Below are 18241 nucleotides of genomic sequence, written 5' to 3' on the forward strand. Positions count from 1 at the left end.
ATTTCGTTAATCACTAGACGACCGGTCTACTCAGGAGTCACCATGTCGCAAGAAAAACTGTTTACCCCACTGAAAGTGGGTGCGGTTACTGCCCCGAACCGCGTGTTTATGGCCCCGCTGACGCGTCTGCGCAGCATCGTTCCGGGTGACATTCCTACCCCGCTGATGGCCGAGTACTATCGCCAACGTGCCAGCTCCGGTCTTATCATCTCCGAAGCGACCCAAATCTCCGCTCAGGCGAAAGGCTACCAGGGCGCTCCTGGCCTGCACAGCCCTGAACAGATTGCAGCCTGGCAGAAAATCACCGCTGGCGTTCACGCCGAAGATGGCCGTATCGCCGTTCAGCTGTGGCACACCGGGCGTATCTCCCACTCCAGCCTGCAGCCAAACGGTGAAGCGCCGGTTGCCCCTTCCGCGCTGAGCGCGAACACCCGTACGTCGCTGCGCGATGAGAACGGTCACGCCACTCGCGTTGATACCTCCATGCCGCGTGCGCTGGAAACCGAAGAGATCCCTAGCATCGTCAACGATTTCCGTCAGGCGATTGCTAACGCTCGTGAAGCCGGTTTCGACCTGGTTGAACTGCACTCCGCGCACGGTTATCTGCTGCACCAGTTCCTGTCACCATCCTCTAACCATCGTACCGACCAGTACGGCGGCAGCGTCGAAAATCGCGCACGTCTTGTGCTGGAAGTGGTTGATGCAGGGATCAAAGAATGGGGTGCAGACCGTATCGGTATCCGCGTGTCGCCAATTGGTACTTTCCAGAACGTTGACAACGGCCCGAACGAAGAAGCCGATGCGCTCTACTTAATTGAAGAGCTAGGCAAACGCGGTATCGCCTACCTGCACATGTCTGAACCAGACTGGGCCGGCGGTCAGCCATACAGCGAAGCGTTCCGCGAAAAAGTACGCGCTCGTTTCCACGGCCCGATTATCGGTGCAGGCGCCTACACCCCGGAAAAAGCGGAAGCGCTGATTGAGAAAGGCTTAATCGATGCCGTGGCCTTTGGTCGCGACTACATCGCCAACCCGGATCTGGTCGCTCGTCTGCAGCATAAAGCCGAGCTGAACCCGCAGCGTCCGGAAAGCTTCTATGGCGGCGGCGCGGAAGGTTACACCGACTACCCTGCGCTGTAATCCCACGTTGATTGATAGCGGCGGCCTTCCGCCGCTATACTAGCCAGATTATTCATAAGTAAGGACGAGGGATAACATGCGTTTACTGCATACCATGCTGCGCGTCGGCGACCTGCAACGCTCCATTGATTTCTACACCAACGTGCTGGGCATGAAGCTGCTGCGCACCAGCGAAAACACCGAATATAAGTACTCTCTGGCTTTCGTCGGCTACGGCGAAGAGAGCGATGAAGCGGTGATTGAGCTGACCTACAACTGGGGCGTGGATAAATACGAGCTGGGCACCGCCTACGGCCATATCGCCCTGAGCGTGGACAACGCCGCAGAAGCCTGTGACCGCATTCGCCAGAACGGCGGCAACGTCACTCGTGAAGCAGGCCCGGTTAAAGGCGGCACCACGGTGATCGCGTTTGTTGAAGACCCGGACGGCTATAAAATCGAACTGATCGAAGAGAAAGATGCCGGCAAAGGCCTTGGCAACTAACTCCTCCACGGGTGCCTAAGGCGCCCGTTTTTTTACCCCGCCTTTCCAAGCCGCGGCAAAATTTGCCATAATGCGCGCTACTTTTTCTAAGTGAAGAGATTCTGATGTCCGACAATGTGCAACTTAATGGTCTATGCGACCGTTTTCGTGGGTTTTATCCGGTAGTGATTGATGTGGAAACTGCGGGATTCAATGCCAAAACGGATGCCCTGCTCGAAATAGCGGCAATTACGTTGAAAATGGATGAGCAAGGCTGGCTGATGCCGGACACGACGTTGCATTTCCACGTTGAACCATTTGAAGGCGCTAACCTCGAACCGGAAGCGCTGGCGTTCAACGGTATCGACCCGAACAACCCGCTGCGCGGCGCGGTCAGCGAGTATGACGCACTGCACGCCATCTTTAAGATGGTGCGCAAGGGTATGAAAGATAGCGACTGCAATCGTGCCATTATGGTGGCGCATAACGCCACCTTCGACCACAGCTTTATGATGGCTGCCGCCGATCGCGCGTCGCTTAAGCGTAATCCGTTCCACCCGTTCGTCACCTTCGACACCGCCGCGCTGAGCGGGCTAGCGCTGGGGCAAACCGTGCTGTCAAAAGCCTGCACCGCGGCGGGCATGGATTTCGACAGCAGCCAGGCGCACTCGGCGCTGTATGACACTGAACAGACCGCCATTCTATTCTGCGAAATCGTCAACCGCTGGAAGCGCCTCGGCGGCTGGCCGCTGCCGATAGCGACCGAAGAATAGCAGCATAAAAAAAGCGACCTTCAGGTCGCTTTTTTGTTTCTGTGCCCGGTATCCGGGCGAACCGATTATTCTGCTTTCGGCTCTTCAGCGTATTTCGCCGCAGTCTCTTTAATCAGGGGCTGCAGTTCACCGCGCTGGTACATTTCAATGATGATGTCACAGCCGCCAACCAGCTCACCGTCTACCCACAGCTGTGGGAAGGTCGGCCAGTTTGCATATTTCGGCAGCTCGGCACGAATGTCCGGGTTCTGCAGGATGTCGACATAAGCAAAGCGCTCACCGCAGGCAGACAGTGCCTGAACGGCCTGTGCAGAGAAACCGCAGCTAGGCAGTTTCGGGGAACCTTTCATGTACAGCAGGATTGGGTTTTCAGCGATCTGGCGCTGAATTTTTTCAATTGTCTCGCTCATTATCTTGCTTCCTCAAACTTCTTTTTACGGCAGTAGTCTGACATTTTAACGTTTCAGACCCTGAACAGAAAATAACATTTTGTTCACGCTTTACTATTTTATCGTCTGAACCGTTAAGTTGCTTTATAAATATGAGTTTATCGGCAGGCTGATGAAAAGCTTGCTCATTATTTGACTCATTATGTATCAAATGATGTTTTTTTTTGCAGTTGCTAACGAAACAACGTTTTATCCTTAAAAACACTATTAACATTTCGTGTTTTTATGGATTAGAATCGTTGGGTTTTGTAAACCATACCCAGGCAAGGACATTTGGCCTGCATCTTACTCAGAGGGTTGTTCAGTGGCGCAGATAAAAAAATGGTCGTTCACGCTCTGTGCATTGCTGTTTACATCGTTATCCTTCACGCCGTTGGCGCATGCTACAGGGCATGCCAAAACCCCAACGGCGCAAAAGTCGCTTCCTGTAAAAAGCAGTGAACGCAAGAAAAAGAACGCGGACAATAAATCTAACGCTAAGAAAAAATCCACTCCGGTTGCCGCTAAGAAGAAAACCACGCCAGCCGTAGCGAAGAAAGCGACTCCAGCCGCCAGCAAATCGAAAACAGCCTCCGCTAAAACCCACGCGAAAAGCAGCGCGGTCAAAACCGCCAGCGTCACCACGACCTGCAAGGTTCGCAAAGGTCACAAGAAGGTCTGCACCACCAGTTCTGTAGAATCCAAACCGATGACCATCGCCGCTGCGCACAAAGTTCGCGTACAGAAAGTACAGAAGACCGCGATGAATAAGCTGATGGGCCAATTAGGAAAACCTTATCGCTGGGGTGGTAACTCCCCTCGTACCGGTTTCGACTGCAGCGGTCTGGTCTATTACGCTTACAAAGATCTGGTCAACATCCGTATTCCCCGTACTGCCAACGAAATGTATCACCTGCGCGATGCCCGCCCGGTTGAACGTGGCGAGCTGGAAAGCGGCGATCTGGTCTTCTTCCGTACTCAGGGCCGCGGCACCGCCGATCACGTTGGCGTGTACGTCGGTAACGGTAAATTTATTCAGTCTCCGCGCACCGGCCAGGACATCCAGATAACGTCGCTGAGCGAAGACTATTGGGTCCGCCACTACGTCGGCGCCCGCCGCGTTGTGACACCAAAGACAATTCGTTAATCACTTACCCCGTTTGTTAATAAACGGGGTAAGCTTATCTTTTATCTCACCTTTTAATTTGTTACTCTATCCCTACTTAATACATGGTTATTGAGTGTACAAATATAATAAAGGAGAGTAGCAATGTCGTTCGAATTACCTGCATTACCATATGCCAAAGACGCTCTTGTTCCGCACATTTCCGTGGAAACCCTGGAGTATCATTACGGCAAACACCACCAGACCTATGTCACTAACCTGAACAACCTGATCAAAGGTACGGCGTTTGAAGGCAAAACGCTGGAAGAGATCGTCCGTACCTCTGAAGGCGGCGTGTTCAACAACGCAGCGCAGGTCTGGAACCACACCTTCTACTGGAACTGCCTGGCACCTAATGCCGGTGGCGAACCAACCGGTGCCGTCGCTGATGCGATCGCTAAATCCTTTGGTTCCTTCGCTGAATTCAAAGCACAGTTCACCGATGCCGCAGTGAAAAACTTCGGTGCGGGCTGGACCTGGCTTGTGAAGAAGGCGGATGGTTCCCTGGCTATCGTTTCAACGTCTAACGCGGCAACCCCGCTGACCACCGATGCGAAACCACTGCTGACCGTTGACGTGTGGGAACACGCTTACTACATCGACTACCGCAATGCGCGTCCAAACTATCTGGAGCACTTCTGGGCTCTGGTGAACTGGGCGTTTGTGGCTGAAAATCTAGCGGCGTAAGCAAAAAATAACCCGGCATCGCCATGCTCCGCCGGGTTATCTCGTATCACGCAGAAGGTTTCCCTTCTGCGTTTTTGTTTTTACTGGCTGGCCAGCACCTCTTCACCGCGTGAACGGCCGCTCAGGAATACCACCAGCAGCGCCAGCGCGGCAACAATCGCCCCCATCACCGGTACAAAGCTGTAACCCAGACCACCGGAGATCACCGCCCCGCCCGCAACCGCACCCAGTGCGTTACCCAGGTTGAACGCCCCGATATTCACCGAGGAAGAAAGGCCCGGAGCTTCGTGTGCCACGCGCATCACGCGCATCTGCAGCGGTGGCACCACCGCGAAGGTTGCAGCCCCCCACACCACCATACTGAACGCCGCGCCCACCTGCGTTTGCGCAAGGAAAGGAATCGCCAGCATGATTGCCATCAGCAGTAGCAGGAAGCCCTTCAGCGTTCCGCTCACCGAACGGTCGGCGAATTTGCCGCCGAGGTAGTTACCGATTGAGAAGCCGACGCCAATCAACACCAGCATCAGCGTAATAAACGCTGGCGTGGCGTGAGTTATCGTCCGCAGCACCGGTGAAATATAGGTATAGAGCGTAAACATCGCTCCCGCACCCAGCACGGTGGTCAGCAGCGCCGACAGCACCTGCGGACGCACCAGCACCGACAGTTCGCGTTTCACGTCCGGTTTTTCACCCGCCCCGCCCTTCGGCAGAGAGAACCACAGCCCCAGGATGGCAATAATGCCAAGGCCTGCCGTTGCCAGGAACGACATCCGCCAGCCGATGGTTTCACCAAGCCAGGTTGCCGCCGGCACGCCGCCGATATTGGCAATCGTCAAGCCCATAAACATGGTCGCAACGGCGCTGGCCTGCTTATGCTTCGGCACCACGCTGGCAGCGACAACGGAACCCAGGCCGAAGAACGCGCCGTGGTTAAGGCTGGTAATAATCCGCGACAGCATCAGCGTGGTGTAGTCCGGCGCCATCGCCGACAATACGTTACCGAGGGTAAAAATCGCCATCAGGAAGATCAGGGCGTTACGGCGGGCACGATGTGAAAGCAGCAGCGTCATCAGCGGCGCACCAACCATCACCCCTACGGCATAGGCGCTGATCAGCATCCCGGCTGCGGGAATGGAGACGTCCACGCCTTTTGCGATCACCGGCAGGAGCCCCATTGGCGAGAATTCGGTAGTCCCGATGCCAAAGGCCCCGATGGCTAACGCCAGTAAGGGAAAGTTAATTTTCATGCAAATGCTCCGGTTGGCCGCACGAGGGACGCGGCATGTCGATAATGGGCAAAAGCATGACATCAATCACATAAAAACAGAAGTGTACAAAACAGCAAAAGATTATTGCTAAACGAGTAACAATCAGACAGGAGGGAGCGAGTGCCCCCTCGCAGAGGAATTAATGCAGTACAGCAGTCAAACTTGCGGCAACGATCAGCGCAAGGGTAATGACGGTGGTGGTGAGTGACATCTTAAGTTCGGTACTCATCAACTTTTCTCCTTTTTATCGCTACAGCAAAACTGAGCTAACTCATTTTTGCACAGTATTGCGCAAAAATCTTCACAGATTTAGCAGGATGTTGGTTTTTACTCTTCCACTTTGCGTCAGGATAAGTCAAAATTCGACGCTTATTTATAAGCGTACCGGCCATTGACCCCCTCCTGTCGTCCTGTATCGTTTTCCCGGCGAATCGCAATCCACAAAATTGCGTCAGGGTGTGTGAAGGCAAACGTTTTCCTTTCGATTTTATCAGGGGCAGGCCAGGGTCTGGAGTGAGATGGAATGGCAACTATTAAAGATGTAGCGAAGCGCGCAAACGTTTCCACTACAACCGTATCACATGTAATTAACAAAACGCGTTTTGTCGCCGAGGAGACGCGTGAAGCCGTTTGGGCGGCGATCAAAGAGTTGCACTACTCTCCGAGCGCCGTTGCCCGCAGCCTGAAGGTGAACCACACCAAATCGATTGGTTTGCTGGCAACCAGCAGCGAAGCGGCCTACTTTGCCGAAATTATCGAAGCCGTTGAGAAAAACTGCTTTGAGAAAGGTTATACCCTGATTCTGGGCAACGCCTGGAATAACCTGGAAAAACAGCGCGCCTACCTGTCGATGATGGCGCAAAAGCGCGTAGATGGCCTGCTGGTCATGTGCTCCGAGTATCCAGAATCCCTGCTGACGATGCTCGAAGAGTACCGTCACATTCCAATGGTGGTAATGGACTGGGGCGAAGCCAAAGCGGACTTCACCGACTCAGTCATCGATAACGCCTTTGAAGGCGGCTATACCGCCGGTCGTTACCTGATTGAGCGTGGTCATCGCGATATCGGCGTGATCCCAGGTCCACTGGAGCGCAACACCGGCGCGGGTCGTCTGGCAGGCTTTATGAAAGCGATGGAAGAAGCGCAGATCAACGTACCGAAGAACTGGATTGTGCAGGGTGACTTCGAGCCTGAATCTGGTTATCGCGCAATGCAGCAGATCCTGTCGCAGCAGCCGCGCCCTACTGCTATCTTCTGCGGTGGTGACATCATGGCGATGGGCGCACTGTGCGCCGCAGATGAAATGGGTCTTCGCGTGCCGCAGGACATTTCGCTGATCGGTTATGATAACGTGCGCAACTCGCGTTTCTTCACCCCGGCGTTGACGACCATTCACCAGCCGAAAGATTCGCTTGGTGAGACGGCGTTTAACATGCTGATGGACCGTATCGTCAGCAAACGCGAGACCTCGCAGTCGATTGAGGTGCATCCGCGTCTTATCGAACGTCGCTCCGTGGCCGACGGCCCGTTCCGCGACTACCGCCGCTAAGCGTTCCCACGGACACCCTACTCGGGTGTCCGCAGCCACTCTTCATTCAGCGTCTCGCTATCCCCCAGATATTCCAGCAGCCAGCTTAATGCCGGAGATGCTTCGCTTTGCTGCCAGGTCAGGCAACAGGCGGCATCCGGGAACGGGTTTTCAAGCTGTAGCGCCACCCACTCCCCGTTTTCCAACCACGGTTGCGCCAGATGTCCCGGCACCATCGCCGCGCAAAGCCCCGCCGAGATACAGGTTTCCGATGAAGCCCAGTCCGGCACCACCACGCGCTTCTGGTTATCAAGCAGCCAGGTTGTTCGCTTTGGCAGCGATCGCGAGGTATCTTCACGCACCAGCGACGGCCAGTTGCGCAACACATCATCACTGAGCGGGCCCTCCATCTGCGCCAGTGGATGGGTACTCGCCACTACGCAGTGCCAGTTGAGCATCCCCATATCACGAAACGCGAAGCGGCCACCAACCGGAATCGCCTGAGTGGCACCAATTGCCAGCTCCACGCGACCATCGGCCAGCGCATCCCAGACGCCGTTGAACACCTCCTGATAAACAATCAGCTCCACGTCGCTAAAGTGACGATAGAAATCGACAATCAACTGCCGGGTTCGCTGCGGTTTCACGATATTATCGACGGCAATCGCCAACTGCCCCCGCCAGCCATTAGCAATTTGCTGGCACTGTTGGCGAGTGATCTGCATTTTTTTGATAACAGACCGCCCCTCCTTCAAAAACCATGCGCCAGCGGGAGTAAGCTCAACGTCGCGATGGCGCCGTTCGAACAGGGGAACTGCCAGCCACTCTTCCAGCTGGCGTACCGTATAGCTGACCGCAGAAGGCACGCGGTGCAGTTCCTGAGCCGCGGCGCTAAAGCTACCGTTGCGCGCCACCGCATCAACCACTTCCAGTGAATATTCAGACCACATTTTCTGCCTGCAAAATTTTTGAATGCATGACGCAAATATTAGCGTTTCACAAGCCGTTATGCACTCTCTACACTCAGCGGCATCGTTTATTCATGATAAAAAGGGCGAAATTAATGCAACCTGGGAAAGGATTTTTAGTCTGGCTCGCGGGGCTGAGCGTATTGGGCTTTCTGGCTACCGATATGTATCTCCCTGCCTTTGCCGCCATTCAGGAAGACCTGCAAACGCCGGCGTCAGCCGTCAGCGCGAGTCTTAGTCTGTTTCTGGCCGGTTTTGCCGTCGCGCAGCTCCTCTGGGGGCCGCTGTCAGACCGCTACGGTCGTAAGCCGATTCTGCTGTCCGGGTTAGCCATTTTCGCTATCGGCTGCATTGGCATGCTGTGGGTGCGCGATGGCACCGCGCTGCTGGTCCTGCGTTTTGTACAGGCCGTCGGCGTTTGCGCTGCGGCGGTGACCTGGCAGGCGATGGTCACCGACTACTATCCCGCTCAGCGCACCAACCGCATTTTTGCCACCATCATGCCGCTGGTTGGGCTCTCTCCGGCGCTCGCCCCGCTGCTGGGTAGCTGGCTGCTGGCGCACTTTGACTGGCAGGCCATCTTCGCCACGCTGTTTATTATCACCCTGGTACTGATGCTCCCGGCGTTCCGCCTCAAGCCTGCGCACAAAAAAAATGCCACTAGCGAAGAAAAGCTGACCTTTATGCGCCTGCTGCGCAGTAAAGACTATCGCGGCAACGTGCTGATTTACGCCGCCTGTTCGGCGAGCTTCTTCGCCTGGCTGACCGGTTCACCGTTCATCTTACATGAGATGGGCTACAGCCCGACGGTCATTGGCCTGAGCTATGTGCCGCAAACCATCGCCTTCCTGATTGGCGGCTACGGCTGTCGCGCCGCGCTGCAAAAATGGCGTGGTGCCCAGATGCTGCCGTGGCTGCTGGTTATCTACGCGCTGAGCGTGGTGGGTACCTGGGCCGTGGGTCTGGCAGAAAACGCCTCGTTGACCGCCCTGCTGATTCCGTTCTGCGTGATGGCCATTGCCAACGGCGCGATTTATTCGATCGTCGTCGCTCAGGCGCTGAAGCCTTTCCCACAGGCAACAGGCCGTGCTGCTGCATTACAAAACACGCTGCAGTTAGGGCTCTGTTTCCTGGCAAGCCTTGCGGTATCCACATTGATTGCCACGCCGCTGCTGACCACCACCAGCGTGATGCTGGTGACCGTGCTGCTCGCAGGCGTCGGCTACTGGATGCAACTCGCCGCTCGTCGCGCTGAACGTGAAATAGAACACGCCACTTCTCACGCCTAAACATCACTCATATCAATATCCCAGGAAATGATTAGGGCGCTAAGATTTTTAGTTGAATCAACAAACTTAGCGTCCTATACTGGATCCGCATCACATAAATAATATAGATTGAACTTATTAAGCGGGAGCAGGATAGCTTCCCGTTGAACCATGGATTGGCTTTCGGCAAGGGATTCTTCCCTTCCTCTGTGCTACGTCGGATAGCAGGCTCACGAATTTCGTGAGATTTCTCACAAACCCAAAAAAAGCGTCTACGCTGTTTTAAGGTTCTGATCATCAGGTCGGGATGGAGAAGCTATGAGCTCATCGTGTATAGAAGAAGTTAGTGTACCGGATGACGACTGGTATCGTATTGTCAGCGAGCTGCTAGGCCGCGCAGGCATTGAAGTAAACGGCAATGCTCCCTGCGATATACAAGTCAGAAATCCTCGGTTGTTTAAACGCGTGTTACAAGAAGGTTCGCTGGGTCTTGGCGAAAGTTATATGGACGGTTGGTGGGAATGCGATCGTCTGGATATCTTCTTCGACAAGGTGCTGCGCGCCGGATTAGAAACGCAACTCCCTCACCATATTAAAGACACGCTTCGCATTGCCGGCGCGCGTCTGTTTAATCTGCAAAGCCGTCGTCGTGCCTGGCAGGTCGGTAAAGAACATTACGACCTGGGCAACGATCTCTTCAGCCGCATGCTCGACCCCTATATGCAATACTCCTGCGGTTACTGGAAAGATGCCCAGACGCTGGAAGAGGCGCAGCAGGCTAAGCTTGATCTCATCTGCCAAAAACTGCAGCTAAAACCCGGAATGCGCGTGCTGGACATCGGCTGCGGCTGGGGCGGTCTGGCAGCGTTTATGGCCAGAAACTACGACGTCACCGTCAAGGGCGTGACCATTTCAGCGGAACAGCAGAAAATGGCCCAGGCCCGCTGCGAGGGGCTGGACGTCGAGATCCTGCTGCAGGATTACCGCGACCTTAACGACCAGTTTGACCGCATTGTTTCCGTCGGGATGTTCGAGCACGTTGGTCCGAAAAACTATGACACCTATTTTTCCGTCGTCGACAAAAATCTGAAACCCGACGGACTGTTTTTACTGCACACTATCGGCTCGAAGAAAACAGACAATAATGTCGATCCCTGGATCAACAAATACATCTTTCCGAATGGCTGTTTACCCTCAGTACGCCAGATTGCGCACGCCAGCGAACCTCACTTTGTGATGGAAGACTGGCACAACTTTGGCGCTGACTACGATACGACGTTGATGGCATGGCATGAACGCTTCCTCGAATGCTGGCCGGAAATCGCGGACAACTATTCTGAACGATTCAAACGCATGTTTAGCTACTATCTCAATGCCTGCGCGGGTGCTTTCCGCGCGCGAGATATTCAGCTCTGGCAGGTGATGTTCTCCCGCGGCGTCGAGAGCGGTTTGCGCGTCGCCCGCTAGTCACTTCACGTCTGCGCCGCACTGGCGCAGACGCTTTTATCCCCTTTCGCCGCTTCGGCAATAGCCAATGCAGCGGTCTATCCAGCGCAGCATCCCTTCCTGACGTTCAATCGCCCCTTCCAGCACGATAAAATCGCCAAAACGATCGCTATCCAGCGGCGGCACCTGCGGATACTGTTCCATGGTTTTTTGCAGCACGTGAAGCCGCTCCAGGTGCTGCATCCGCTGATTTTCCAGCAGATGGATACGGGTAGTGAGATCCAGATAACTGGAAAAGTACATCCGCACCCGAAACACGTCCTTTGCCGTTTTCTCAATTGGCTCATCTTTATGCAGCCACTGCATCAGCGCCTGATGTCCAGCCTCGGTAATACTGTACTTCTTCTTCTCCAGAATATCGCCGCTGATCTCAATATCGTAAGTCACCAGCCCGTCGTTAAACATGCTCTTCAGCTCGCCATAAATCTGGCTGTGTTTGGCATGCCAGAATTTGGCTAACTCATGGTTAAACGCTTTGCTGATGTCATATCCGGTCATCGCCGTCCGGTTTAACAAGCCAAGAATGGCATAGGTTAAAACTTTCATTGTGCCCTACCTGATGTTTTTCCCCGCTGAGTATACCACGCCGCGCCGTCATATCCGCTTTGATCAACATGTCAAAAGAAACATGTAAACATTGACATGTTTATTAGTGTGGATTAGCGTCGTTAGCAGTTTGCTTTAACGTGTCAGCTTGTTAATAAAATATTGATTTAGTTAATGAACACCAAAATTACGGTTAAGGATGAAAAATGGATTACTCAAGGAAACGGTGGTGGATCCTCACCGCCAGCTGCTTTATCAACCTCTGCGTCGGGTCGATGTACGCCTGGAGCATTTTCGCCTCCCCGATGGCGGAGTACCTTTCCGGGCTGCACGGCAGCACAATCAGTTCGGCAAACCTGGCGATTGTGTTCGTAGTCTGTAACTCGGTCGGCCCCATCACCATGATTACCGGCGGTAAAATCAACGACACGCTGGGTCCGAAACTGGTGATTTCCATCGGCGGTCTGATGTTTGGCGGCGGCATGATCCTCTGCGGTTATGCCACCGAAGTCAGCCATCTGGTGTGGGCCTATGGCATCCTCACCGGCCTGGGCCTCGGTATGGTCTATGGGGCGACCATCAGTACCTCAATCAAGTTTTTCCCAGATAAACGCGGCTTCGTTGGCGGCATCACCACCGCGCTGTTTGGTATCAGTTCGGTTATTATCCCCCCCATTGCCGCGTGGATTACCGCTGAGGCGGGTATTCTCGCCGCCTTTAAAATTATTGGCCTGACCTTCGCGGTCATCGTCTGCGCCTGCGCTTTCGTGATGGAAAAATGCCCGGACGGCTTTACGCCGGCAGGCTGGCAAGCAGCGCAGGGCACAAAGCTGGGCGGTGTCTCCCCCGACAAAAACTGGCGGAAGATGCTGTGCACTCCCAACTTCTATCTGATGCTGGTCATGCTGACCTGCGGCGCCGTGGCCGGGCTGATGTGCATTTCACTCGCGTCACCGCTGGCCAGGTTGATGATAGGGATGTCAACCGCCGCCGCCACGCTCGCCGTCTCCGTACTGGCGCTGTTTAACGTGCTGGGGCGGGTGCTCGCCGGAGTCGTTTCCGACAAAATTGGCCGCATCAATACGCTGATGCTGGCCTGCATCCTTTCCCTGCCCGGCCTCTACTTGCTCTATCTAGCAGGCCCCGGCGACAACCTACTGTTTTATGTTGGTATCTCAATCATCGGCCTATGCTTCGGCGCGTTTATGGGCGTCTTTCCCGGTTTTACCGCCGATCAATTCGGCGCGCGCTTCAACAGCGTCAATTTCGGCATCATGTTTTGCGGCTTCGCCATCGCCGGCTACGTCGGCCCGACCATCATGAGCGCCACCTTCGCAAGCAGCCACAGCTACAAAGCCGCATTCCCCATCGGCATGGCCTTTAGCGTCGCCGCGCTGCTGCTGGCGCTTATCTTCCGCGCGACCAATAAACACGCACAGTTTCAGTAAGTTCTGGAGAACACACTATGTCTATCACCCGCAAATACCCACACCTCTGCCAGCCCATTAAAATTGGCAACGTCTATTTCCGTAACCGGATGTTCGGCGCACCGATGGGCGGCACCGACATCACTGCCGACTGCACCATCGGCCCGGCCTCCACCGCCTTCTACGAAAACCGTGCCAAAGGCGGCGTGGCGAACGTCACCGTCAGCGAACTGGTGGTGCATCCGAAAACCGAAGGCTCGCATATGTTTCATCTGGATCTGCAAACGCCGGGCTCGCTCGCCAGCTTTACCTACACCGCCGACGCTATTCGCCGCCACGGCGCGATTGCCAGCGTGGAGCTTTCACATTCGGGCCAGTATGCGGGTACCTATCTGACGGATAAAAATCAGAAAGAGGGTCTTTATCAATGGGGGCCAAGCCAGGGCACGCGCCCTGATGGACGCGAGGTGCACGAGCTGACCGAAGCGTTAATTGCTGAGATTGTCGAAGCCTACGGTGAGAAAGCGGCGTTGGCTAAGCGTGCCGGATTCGAGATGGTGATGGTACATGGCGGCCACGGCTGGCTTATCAACCAGTTCCTTTCGCCGTGGTTTAATAAACGCACCGACGGTTACGGTGGCTCGCGGGAGAATCGCGTGCGCTTTGCCATTGAAGTCCTGCAAAGCGTGCGACGCGCGGTGGGCGACGGTTTTCCTATCGAGTTTCGCATGAGCGGGTCTGAGCTTTTCGACGGGGGTTACGACCTGGCGGAAGGGATTGAAATCGCCAAACTTCTGGAGCGCCATGTCGATATCCTGCACGTCTCCGCGGGTACCTATCAGCGTGGATTTGGACTCACTCACCCGTCAATGTTCCTGCCACACGGCAGCAACGTCTATCTGGCAGCGGAAATTAAAAAACACGTCAGCGTGCCGGTCGCTACGGTCGGCGGCCTTAACGATCCGCAGATGATGGAGGAGATTATCGCCTCCGGGCAGGCCGATATCGTCGAGATGGCGCGTGCCCTGCTCGCCGACCCGGCGCTGCCGAATAAAGTGATGGCCAACCAGGACGACACCATTATTCGCTGCCTGCGCTGTTTTACCTGTATGGCCGAACGTGCTGAAACCTCAACCCGCCGCTGCACCGTTAACCCACTGATTGGCCGCGAACGCGACGGCCTTGAGATCCCTCGCGCGCCCCAGCGCAAAAAAGTGCTGGTCGTTGGCGCAGGTCCCGGCGGCCTGCAGGCGGCATGGACCGCCGCGCGCCGTGGTCACGAGGTGGTGTTGTGTGAGAAGAACCACGAAGTGGGCGGCATTCTTATCGGTGAGCAGGCCATCGACTTTAAATACGAGATGTACCAGCTTGGCCAAACGCTCGGCAAACTGTGCGCCGAGGCCGGGGTGGATATTCGCCTGAATACGCCGGTGACGCCGGAACTTGCCGACAGCATTCACCCCGATGCGCTGATTATTGCCGCTGGCTCAGAGGCCAACGTACCGCCAATTGCGGGTATCCATCATCGTAACGTGGTGCTGATTAACGATTACCACCACCATCAAGATGAGATCGACGATGACGTCGTGGTTCTCGGCGGCGGGCTAGCAGGATGCGAGGTGGCGATTCACCTGGCGCGTCAGCATAAGCGGGTTAAGCTGGTTGAAATGAACGCTCAACTGTCGCCCGATGCCAATATTCGCCATCGCCCGCTGCTGCTGGCTGAAATCGAAAAATCAGGGATCGCGGTCTATACCGAACATCGCGCGCTGGCGATTGATGATGACGGCGTACGCTGTGAGAACGCGCGCGGTGAGCAGGTGAACATTAGCGGGAAATCGGTGATTTGTGCGCTGGGGCAGCGTTCACGCCATGAGGTGATTGAAGCACTGCGCGACTGCGCGCCGTGGGTTGCTCAGGTTGGTGACTGCGTGAAGGTATCGACGATTACGACGGCCATCTATCAAGGGCATCATGCGGCGATGGACGTATAGATGAAAACGCCCGGCGCGAACTGCGCCGGGCAGATTTTTGGATTATTCCGCCGCAGCCTGCTGCGCTGCCGCTTCTTTTGCCGCCATCACGCGCTCAACGGTATCCACTACCGCCTGCGTTTGCGGGTCGATTTCGATGTTCACGCGGTCGCCCAGGCGTTTTTTACCCAGCGTGGTGCGCTCCAGCGTTTCCGGGATCAGGTGGACGCAGAAACGCGTGGCCGTCACTTCACCGACCGTCAGGCTGATACCGTCGATACCGATGAAACCCTTATACAGGACATACTTCATCAGCGTCGGGTCCTGGATTTTAAACCAGATCTGCTTATTGTTTTCGGAGGTCAGGATTTTAGACACTTCCGCCGTGGTCATAATATGACCCGACATTAAATGACCGCCAATCTCATCGCTGAACTTCGCCGCACGCTCAACGTTGACCAGGTCGCCCTCTTTCACATCGCCCAGATTGGTAATACGCAGGGTCTCTTTCATCAGGTCGAAACTGATCTGGTCGCCGTTAATTTCCGTGACCGTTAAGCAGCAGCCGTTGTGTGCAACCGATGCGCCCGTCTCAAGGCCAGCCAGCATGTGTTCCGGCAGCGCCACAACGTGGGTACGGAAGTTCGGTTTCTCATCAATGGACACGATTTTTGCCGTGCCCTGCACAATACCAGTGAACATGCAGTTAACTCCTGTTGATAATCATTACGGTACGTCTACCGATTCGTCTGCTACGCACAATAGCAGTTGAGAAAACAGGTTGCTACCTTCCCCGGCGCTCCACCTATTTTTTGACTAGATTAAAAGCAAATCCTCGCTACAATAATGGAGCAAATCCTCTATTTATTCTTCTTGCTGCCGGTTAAGGCGGCTTTTCTGTCTCCCGTACCCGGCGTACGGCGAGAATAAATAACAACAATACAGGTGTTCACGTGCAGAAGTACTTTAGTGAAGCGCGGCAGTTATTAGCGCTGGCTATCCCGGTTATCCTCGCGCAGGTTGCTCAAACCTCGATGGGCTTTGTCGATACGGTTATGGCGGGCGGCTACAGCGCCACCGACATGGCCGCCGTCGCCATCGGTACCTCTATCTGGCTGCCAGCGATCCTCTTTGGTCACGGCTTACTGCTGGCCCTCACCCCGGTGATTGCCCAGCTCAACGGCTCTGGTCGCCGAGACCGTATCGCGCAGCAGGTTCGTCAGGGCTTCTGGCTGGCTGGGCTTGTCTCCGTATTAATCATGGTCGTGCTGTGGAACGCGGGGTATATCATCCGCTCAATGCATAACATTGACCCAGCGCTGGCGGATAAAGCCGTCGGCTACCTGCGCGCCCTGTTATGGGGAGCCCCTGGCTATCTGTGCTTCCAGGTGGCGCGTAACCAGTGTGAAGGGCTGGCGAAAACCAAGCCCGGCATGGTGATGGGCTTTATCGGTCTGCTGGTTAACATTCCGGTCAACTATATCTTTATCTACGGCCACTTTGGCATGCCGGAACTTGGCGGCGTAGGCTGCGGCGTCGCCACCGCCTCGGTCTACTGGGTGATGTTCTTCAGCATGTTCTACTACGTCCGCCATGCGGGCTCAATGCGCGATATCCGCAATAAAGAACGTTTTGCCCGCCCGGATACGGCCATCCTGAAACGTCTGGTTTCTCTGGGATTGCCCATCGCGCTGGCGCTGTTCTTTGAAGTCACGCTGTTCGCCGTGGTAGCGCTGCTGGTCTCCCCACTGGGGATCGTCGACGTTGCTGGTCACCAAATTGCGCTGAACTTTAGCTCGCTGATGTTCGTACTGCCAATGTCGTTGGCGGCGGCGGTGACCATCCGCGTGGGCTTCCGTCTTGGGCAGGGTTCTACGCCGGATGCGCAGGTTTCTGCACGTACCGGGCTCGGCGTCGGCGTGTGCATGGCGATGTGTACGGCCATTTTTACCACCCTGATGCGTACGCATATCGCGCTGCTGTACAACGATAATCCAGAAGTGGTGACGCTTGCCGCCCAATTGATGTTGCTAGCGGCGCTGTATCAGATTTCTGACTCGGTGCAGGTTATCGGCAGCGGTATTCTGCGTGGTTATAAGGATACCCGTTCGATCTTCTTTATTACCTTTCTCGCTTACTGGGTGCTGGGGCTGCCGTGCGGCTACGTGCTGGCGCTGACCGATATCGTGGTGCCGCGAATGGGCCCGGCGGGCTTCTGGTGGGGCTTTATTATTGGTCTGACGTCGGCGGCGGTATTGATGATGCTGAGAATGCGTTTCCTGCAGCGTCAACCGGATGTGGTGATTCTTCAGCGCGCCTCGCGTTAACCATCCCGACGACGCTTCGCCTGGCCGGGCTACACTCAAATGTAGCCCGGCCTTGTCACTTAGTGGTGCAGCATCTCATCAACCACCTGTTTTTTGGTCAACTGATACGGATAATAGGTCGGCCAGTTATCCATTTCTGCCAACAGCGCGTCCTGAGACTGGTTCCCCATAAAAATGTGGAAATGGCTGGACTTGCGCGGGCCAATAATATGGTCGCTGAACTGGACGAACTTCGGCGCAGCGCTGTTAGCATCCTGACATTCAAACAGATAACGCACGCCCTTCTTACCGGAGGTATAGGTCAGAATTTTGTGTCCCGCGTAGCGGTACTGGCATGAACTCACCTTGTCGCCCGAATGGAACTCCATCGTGCCGTTTTCGATGCCAATCATATTCACATCGGTAGCATAGCCTTTGCGGTAATACGCTTTAATCTGAGCGAAAGTTTTGCGCTTATCTTTATCGGCTTTCTGCTGGAAAACCGGGTCCAGGTCACCGGATAGCAACAAAGCGTTCACCGACTCCCACATACCCTCCCAGTCTTTCAGTTCGCGATCCTTGACGTCGCTATCGTTGAATACGCCCTCGGCTGCCTTTTGCTCCACCGCGGTTAACGGCTGTCCGTGATCGTGATGGCCATGCGCGAATGCCTGCCCTGCCATCACCAGCGCCCCCACTGCCAGCGTCACTTTACCCAGAAGTTTCATGATTATTTATCCTTAACTGATGCGAGAAAAATGAGATGTTATATTATAACAATTCATATCTCAACCA

At 55.0% G+C, this 18241-nt stretch carries 18 protein-coding genes; 11 read left to right on the plus strand and 7 right to left on the minus strand.

Features of this window, described 5'->3' with window-relative positions:
- Window positions 1-42: 42 nt before the first annotated feature.
- The 3 genes from FHC49_RS10905 (at window position 43) to rnt (ending at window position 2376) form a co-directional block, all read left to right on the plus strand.
- Window positions 43-1140, plus strand: a complete 1098-nt coding sequence (locus tag FHC49_RS10905; protein ID WP_220439748.1) for an alkene reductase — start codon at window positions 43-45, stop codon at window positions 1138-1140.
- A 76-nt stretch (window positions 1141-1216) separates the two neighbouring features.
- The gene (gloA, locus tag FHC49_RS10910) at window positions 1217-1624 is read left to right on the plus strand and encodes a lactoylglutathione lyase (protein ID WP_185666151.1); all 408 of its coding nucleotides are present in this window, start codon (window positions 1217-1219) and stop codon (window positions 1622-1624) included.
- A 104-nt stretch (window positions 1625-1728) separates the two neighbouring features.
- Window positions 1729-2376 (plus strand): ribonuclease T, encoded by a 648-nt coding sequence (gene rnt / locus FHC49_RS10915; protein WP_220439749.1) that lies wholly within the window; start codon window positions 1729-1731, stop codon window positions 2374-2376.
- 65 nt (window positions 2377-2441) lie between these two features.
- Here the strand turns inward: rnt and FHC49_RS10920 are convergent, their stop codons facing one another.
- Window positions 2442-2786 carry a Grx4 family monothiol glutaredoxin gene (locus FHC49_RS10920; RefSeq protein WP_035896299.1) on the minus strand — a complete coding sequence of 115 codons (345 nt, stop codon included), beginning with the start codon at window positions 2784-2786 and terminating at the stop codon, window positions 2442-2444.
- A gap of 343 nt (window positions 2787-3129) precedes the next feature.
- Here FHC49_RS10920 and FHC49_RS10925 point away from each other — a divergent pair, with 343 nt between their 5' ends.
- Both FHC49_RS10925 and sodB read left to right on the plus strand, forming a co-directional pair.
- The gene (locus FHC49_RS10925) at window positions 3130-3951 is read left to right on the plus strand and encodes a C40 family peptidase (RefSeq protein WP_185666149.1); all 822 of its coding nucleotides are present in this window, start codon (window positions 3130-3132) and stop codon (window positions 3949-3951) included.
- Between the two features lie 123 nt (window positions 3952-4074).
- On the plus strand, window positions 4075-4656 hold the full coding sequence (gene sodB / locus FHC49_RS10930) for a superoxide dismutase [Fe] (RefSeq protein WP_185666148.1): 582 nt from the start codon (window positions 4075-4077) through the stop codon (window positions 4654-4656).
- A gap of 80 nt (window positions 4657-4736) precedes the next feature.
- Here the strand turns inward: sodB and FHC49_RS10935 are convergent, their stop codons facing one another.
- Window positions 4737-5903, minus strand: coding sequence for an MFS transporter (locus FHC49_RS10935; protein WP_220439750.1), 1167 nt, complete (start codon window positions 5901-5903; stop codon window positions 4737-4739).
- A 160-nt stretch (window positions 5904-6063) separates the two neighbouring features.
- Entirely contained in the window at window positions 6064-6153 is a 90-nt protein-coding gene (locus FHC49_RS10940; protein WP_185666146.1) for a YnhF family membrane protein, read from the minus strand.
- A 294-nt stretch (window positions 6154-6447) separates the two neighbouring features.
- Between FHC49_RS10940 and purR the strand changes: the two genes are divergently transcribed.
- Window positions 6448-7473: an HTH-type transcriptional repressor PurR gene (purR, locus tag FHC49_RS10945; RefSeq protein WP_185666145.1), complete on the plus strand. Its 1026-nt coding sequence runs from the start codon at window positions 6448-6450 to the stop codon at window positions 7471-7473.
- Between the two features lie 17 nt (window positions 7474-7490).
- Here purR and punR read toward each other — a convergent pair whose 3' ends face one another.
- Window positions 7491-8402: a DNA-binding transcriptional activator PunR gene (punR, locus tag FHC49_RS10950; RefSeq protein ID WP_220439751.1), complete on the minus strand. Its 912-nt coding sequence runs from the start codon at window positions 8400-8402 to the stop codon at window positions 7491-7493.
- A 113-nt stretch (window positions 8403-8515) separates the two neighbouring features.
- Between punR and punC the strand changes: the two genes are divergently transcribed.
- Window positions 8516-9709: a purine nucleoside transporter PunC gene (gene punC, locus FHC49_RS10955; protein WP_220439752.1), complete on the plus strand. Its 1194-nt coding sequence runs from the start codon at window positions 8516-8518 to the stop codon at window positions 9707-9709.
- A gap of 297 nt (window positions 9710-10006) precedes the next feature.
- Window positions 10007-11155, plus strand: coding sequence for a cyclopropane fatty acyl phospholipid synthase (gene cfa, locus FHC49_RS10960; RefSeq protein ID WP_185666142.1), 1149 nt, complete (start codon window positions 10007-10009; stop codon window positions 11153-11155).
- 36 nt (window positions 11156-11191) lie between these two features.
- Here the strand turns inward: cfa and FHC49_RS10965 are convergent, their stop codons facing one another.
- The gene (locus tag FHC49_RS10965; RefSeq protein WP_220439753.1) at window positions 11192-11740 is read right to left on the minus strand and encodes a PadR family transcriptional regulator; all 549 of its coding nucleotides are present in this window, start codon (window positions 11738-11740) and stop codon (window positions 11192-11194) included.
- A 206-nt stretch (window positions 11741-11946) separates the two neighbouring features.
- On the opposite strand from FHC49_RS10965, the gene FHC49_RS10970 reads away from it, so the two are divergent.
- Together FHC49_RS10970 and FHC49_RS10975 are read left to right on the plus strand one after the other, a co-directional pair.
- Entirely contained in the window at window positions 11947-13188 is a 1242-nt protein-coding gene (locus FHC49_RS10970; RefSeq protein ID WP_220439754.1) for an OFA family MFS transporter, read from the plus strand.
- A 17-nt stretch (window positions 13189-13205) separates the two neighbouring features.
- A complete protein-coding gene (locus tag FHC49_RS10975; RefSeq protein WP_220439755.1) occupies window positions 13206-15161 on the plus strand; it encodes an NAD(P)/FAD-dependent oxidoreductase in 1956 nt (651 codons plus the stop codon).
- Between the two features lie 42 nt (window positions 15162-15203).
- Here the strand turns inward: FHC49_RS10975 and FHC49_RS10980 are convergent, their stop codons facing one another.
- Window positions 15204-15842, minus strand: a complete 639-nt coding sequence (locus tag FHC49_RS10980; protein WP_185666139.1) for a riboflavin synthase subunit alpha — start codon at window positions 15840-15842, stop codon at window positions 15204-15206.
- 251 nt (window positions 15843-16093) lie between these two features.
- Here FHC49_RS10980 and mdtK point away from each other — a divergent pair, with 251 nt between their 5' ends.
- Entirely contained in the window at window positions 16094-17467 is a 1374-nt protein-coding gene (gene mdtK, locus FHC49_RS10985; protein WP_220439756.1) for an MdtK family multidrug efflux MATE transporter, read from the plus strand.
- Between the two features lie 59 nt (window positions 17468-17526).
- Here the strand turns inward: mdtK and zinT are convergent, their stop codons facing one another.
- Complete coding sequence (gene zinT / locus FHC49_RS10990; RefSeq protein WP_185666137.1) at window positions 17527-18174, minus strand: metal-binding protein ZinT; 648 nt, start codon at window positions 18172-18174, stop codon at window positions 17527-17529.
- Window positions 18175-18241: the final 67 nt, after the last annotated feature.

It is taken from the genome of Kluyvera sp. EC_51 (assembly GCF_019584505.1).
Taxonomy (GTDB): domain Bacteria; phylum Pseudomonadota; class Gammaproteobacteria; order Enterobacterales; family Enterobacteriaceae; genus Kluyvera; species Kluyvera sichuanensis.

Excerpts from the sequence above, each read along its gene's own strand:
- FHC49_RS10905 (WP_220439748.1), top strand. The coding sequence starts at position 43 with ATGTCGCAAGAAAAACTGTTTACCCCACTGAAAGTGGGTGCGGTTACT.
- gloA (WP_185666151.1), top strand. The coding sequence starts at position 1,217 with ATGCGTTTACTGCATACCATGCTGCGCGTCGGCGACCTGCAACGCTCC.
- rnt (WP_220439749.1), top strand. The coding sequence starts at position 1,729 with ATGTCCGACAATGTGCAACTTAATGGTCTATGCGACCGTTTTCGTGGG.
- FHC49_RS10920 (WP_035896299.1), bottom strand. The coding sequence starts at position 2,786 with ATGAGCGAGACAATTGAAAAAATTCAGCGCCAGATCGCTGAAAACCCA.
- sodB (WP_185666148.1), top strand. The coding sequence starts at position 4,075 with ATGTCGTTCGAATTACCTGCATTACCATATGCCAAAGACGCTCTTGTT.
- FHC49_RS10935 (WP_220439750.1), bottom strand. The coding sequence starts at position 5,903 with ATGAAAATTAACTTTCCCTTACTGGCGTTAGCCATCGGGGCCTTTGGC.
- FHC49_RS10940 (WP_185666146.1), bottom strand. The coding sequence starts at position 6,153 with ATGAGTACCGAACTTAAGATGTCACTCACCACCACCGTCATTACCCTT.
- purR (WP_185666145.1), top strand. The coding sequence starts at position 6,448 with ATGGCAACTATTAAAGATGTAGCGAAGCGCGCAAACGTTTCCACTACA.
- punR (WP_220439751.1), bottom strand. The coding sequence starts at position 8,402 with ATGTGGTCTGAATATTCACTGGAAGTGGTTGATGCGGTGGCGCGCAAC.
- punC (WP_220439752.1), top strand. The coding sequence starts at position 8,516 with ATGCAACCTGGGAAAGGATTTTTAGTCTGGCTCGCGGGGCTGAGCGTA.
- cfa (WP_185666142.1), top strand. The coding sequence starts at position 10,007 with ATGAGCTCATCGTGTATAGAAGAAGTTAGTGTACCGGATGACGACTGG.
- FHC49_RS10965 (WP_220439753.1), bottom strand. The coding sequence starts at position 11,740 with ATGAAAGTTTTAACCTATGCCATTCTTGGCTTGTTAAACCGGACGGCG.
- FHC49_RS10970 (WP_220439754.1), top strand. The coding sequence starts at position 11,947 with ATGGATTACTCAAGGAAACGGTGGTGGATCCTCACCGCCAGCTGCTTT.
- FHC49_RS10975 (WP_220439755.1), top strand. The coding sequence starts at position 13,206 with ATGTCTATCACCCGCAAATACCCACACCTCTGCCAGCCCATTAAAATT.
- FHC49_RS10980 (WP_185666139.1), bottom strand. The coding sequence starts at position 15,842 with ATGTTCACTGGTATTGTGCAGGGCACGGCAAAAATCGTGTCCATTGAT.
- zinT (WP_185666137.1), bottom strand. The coding sequence starts at position 18,174 with ATGAAACTTCTGGGTAAAGTGACGCTGGCAGTGGGGGCGCTGGTGATG.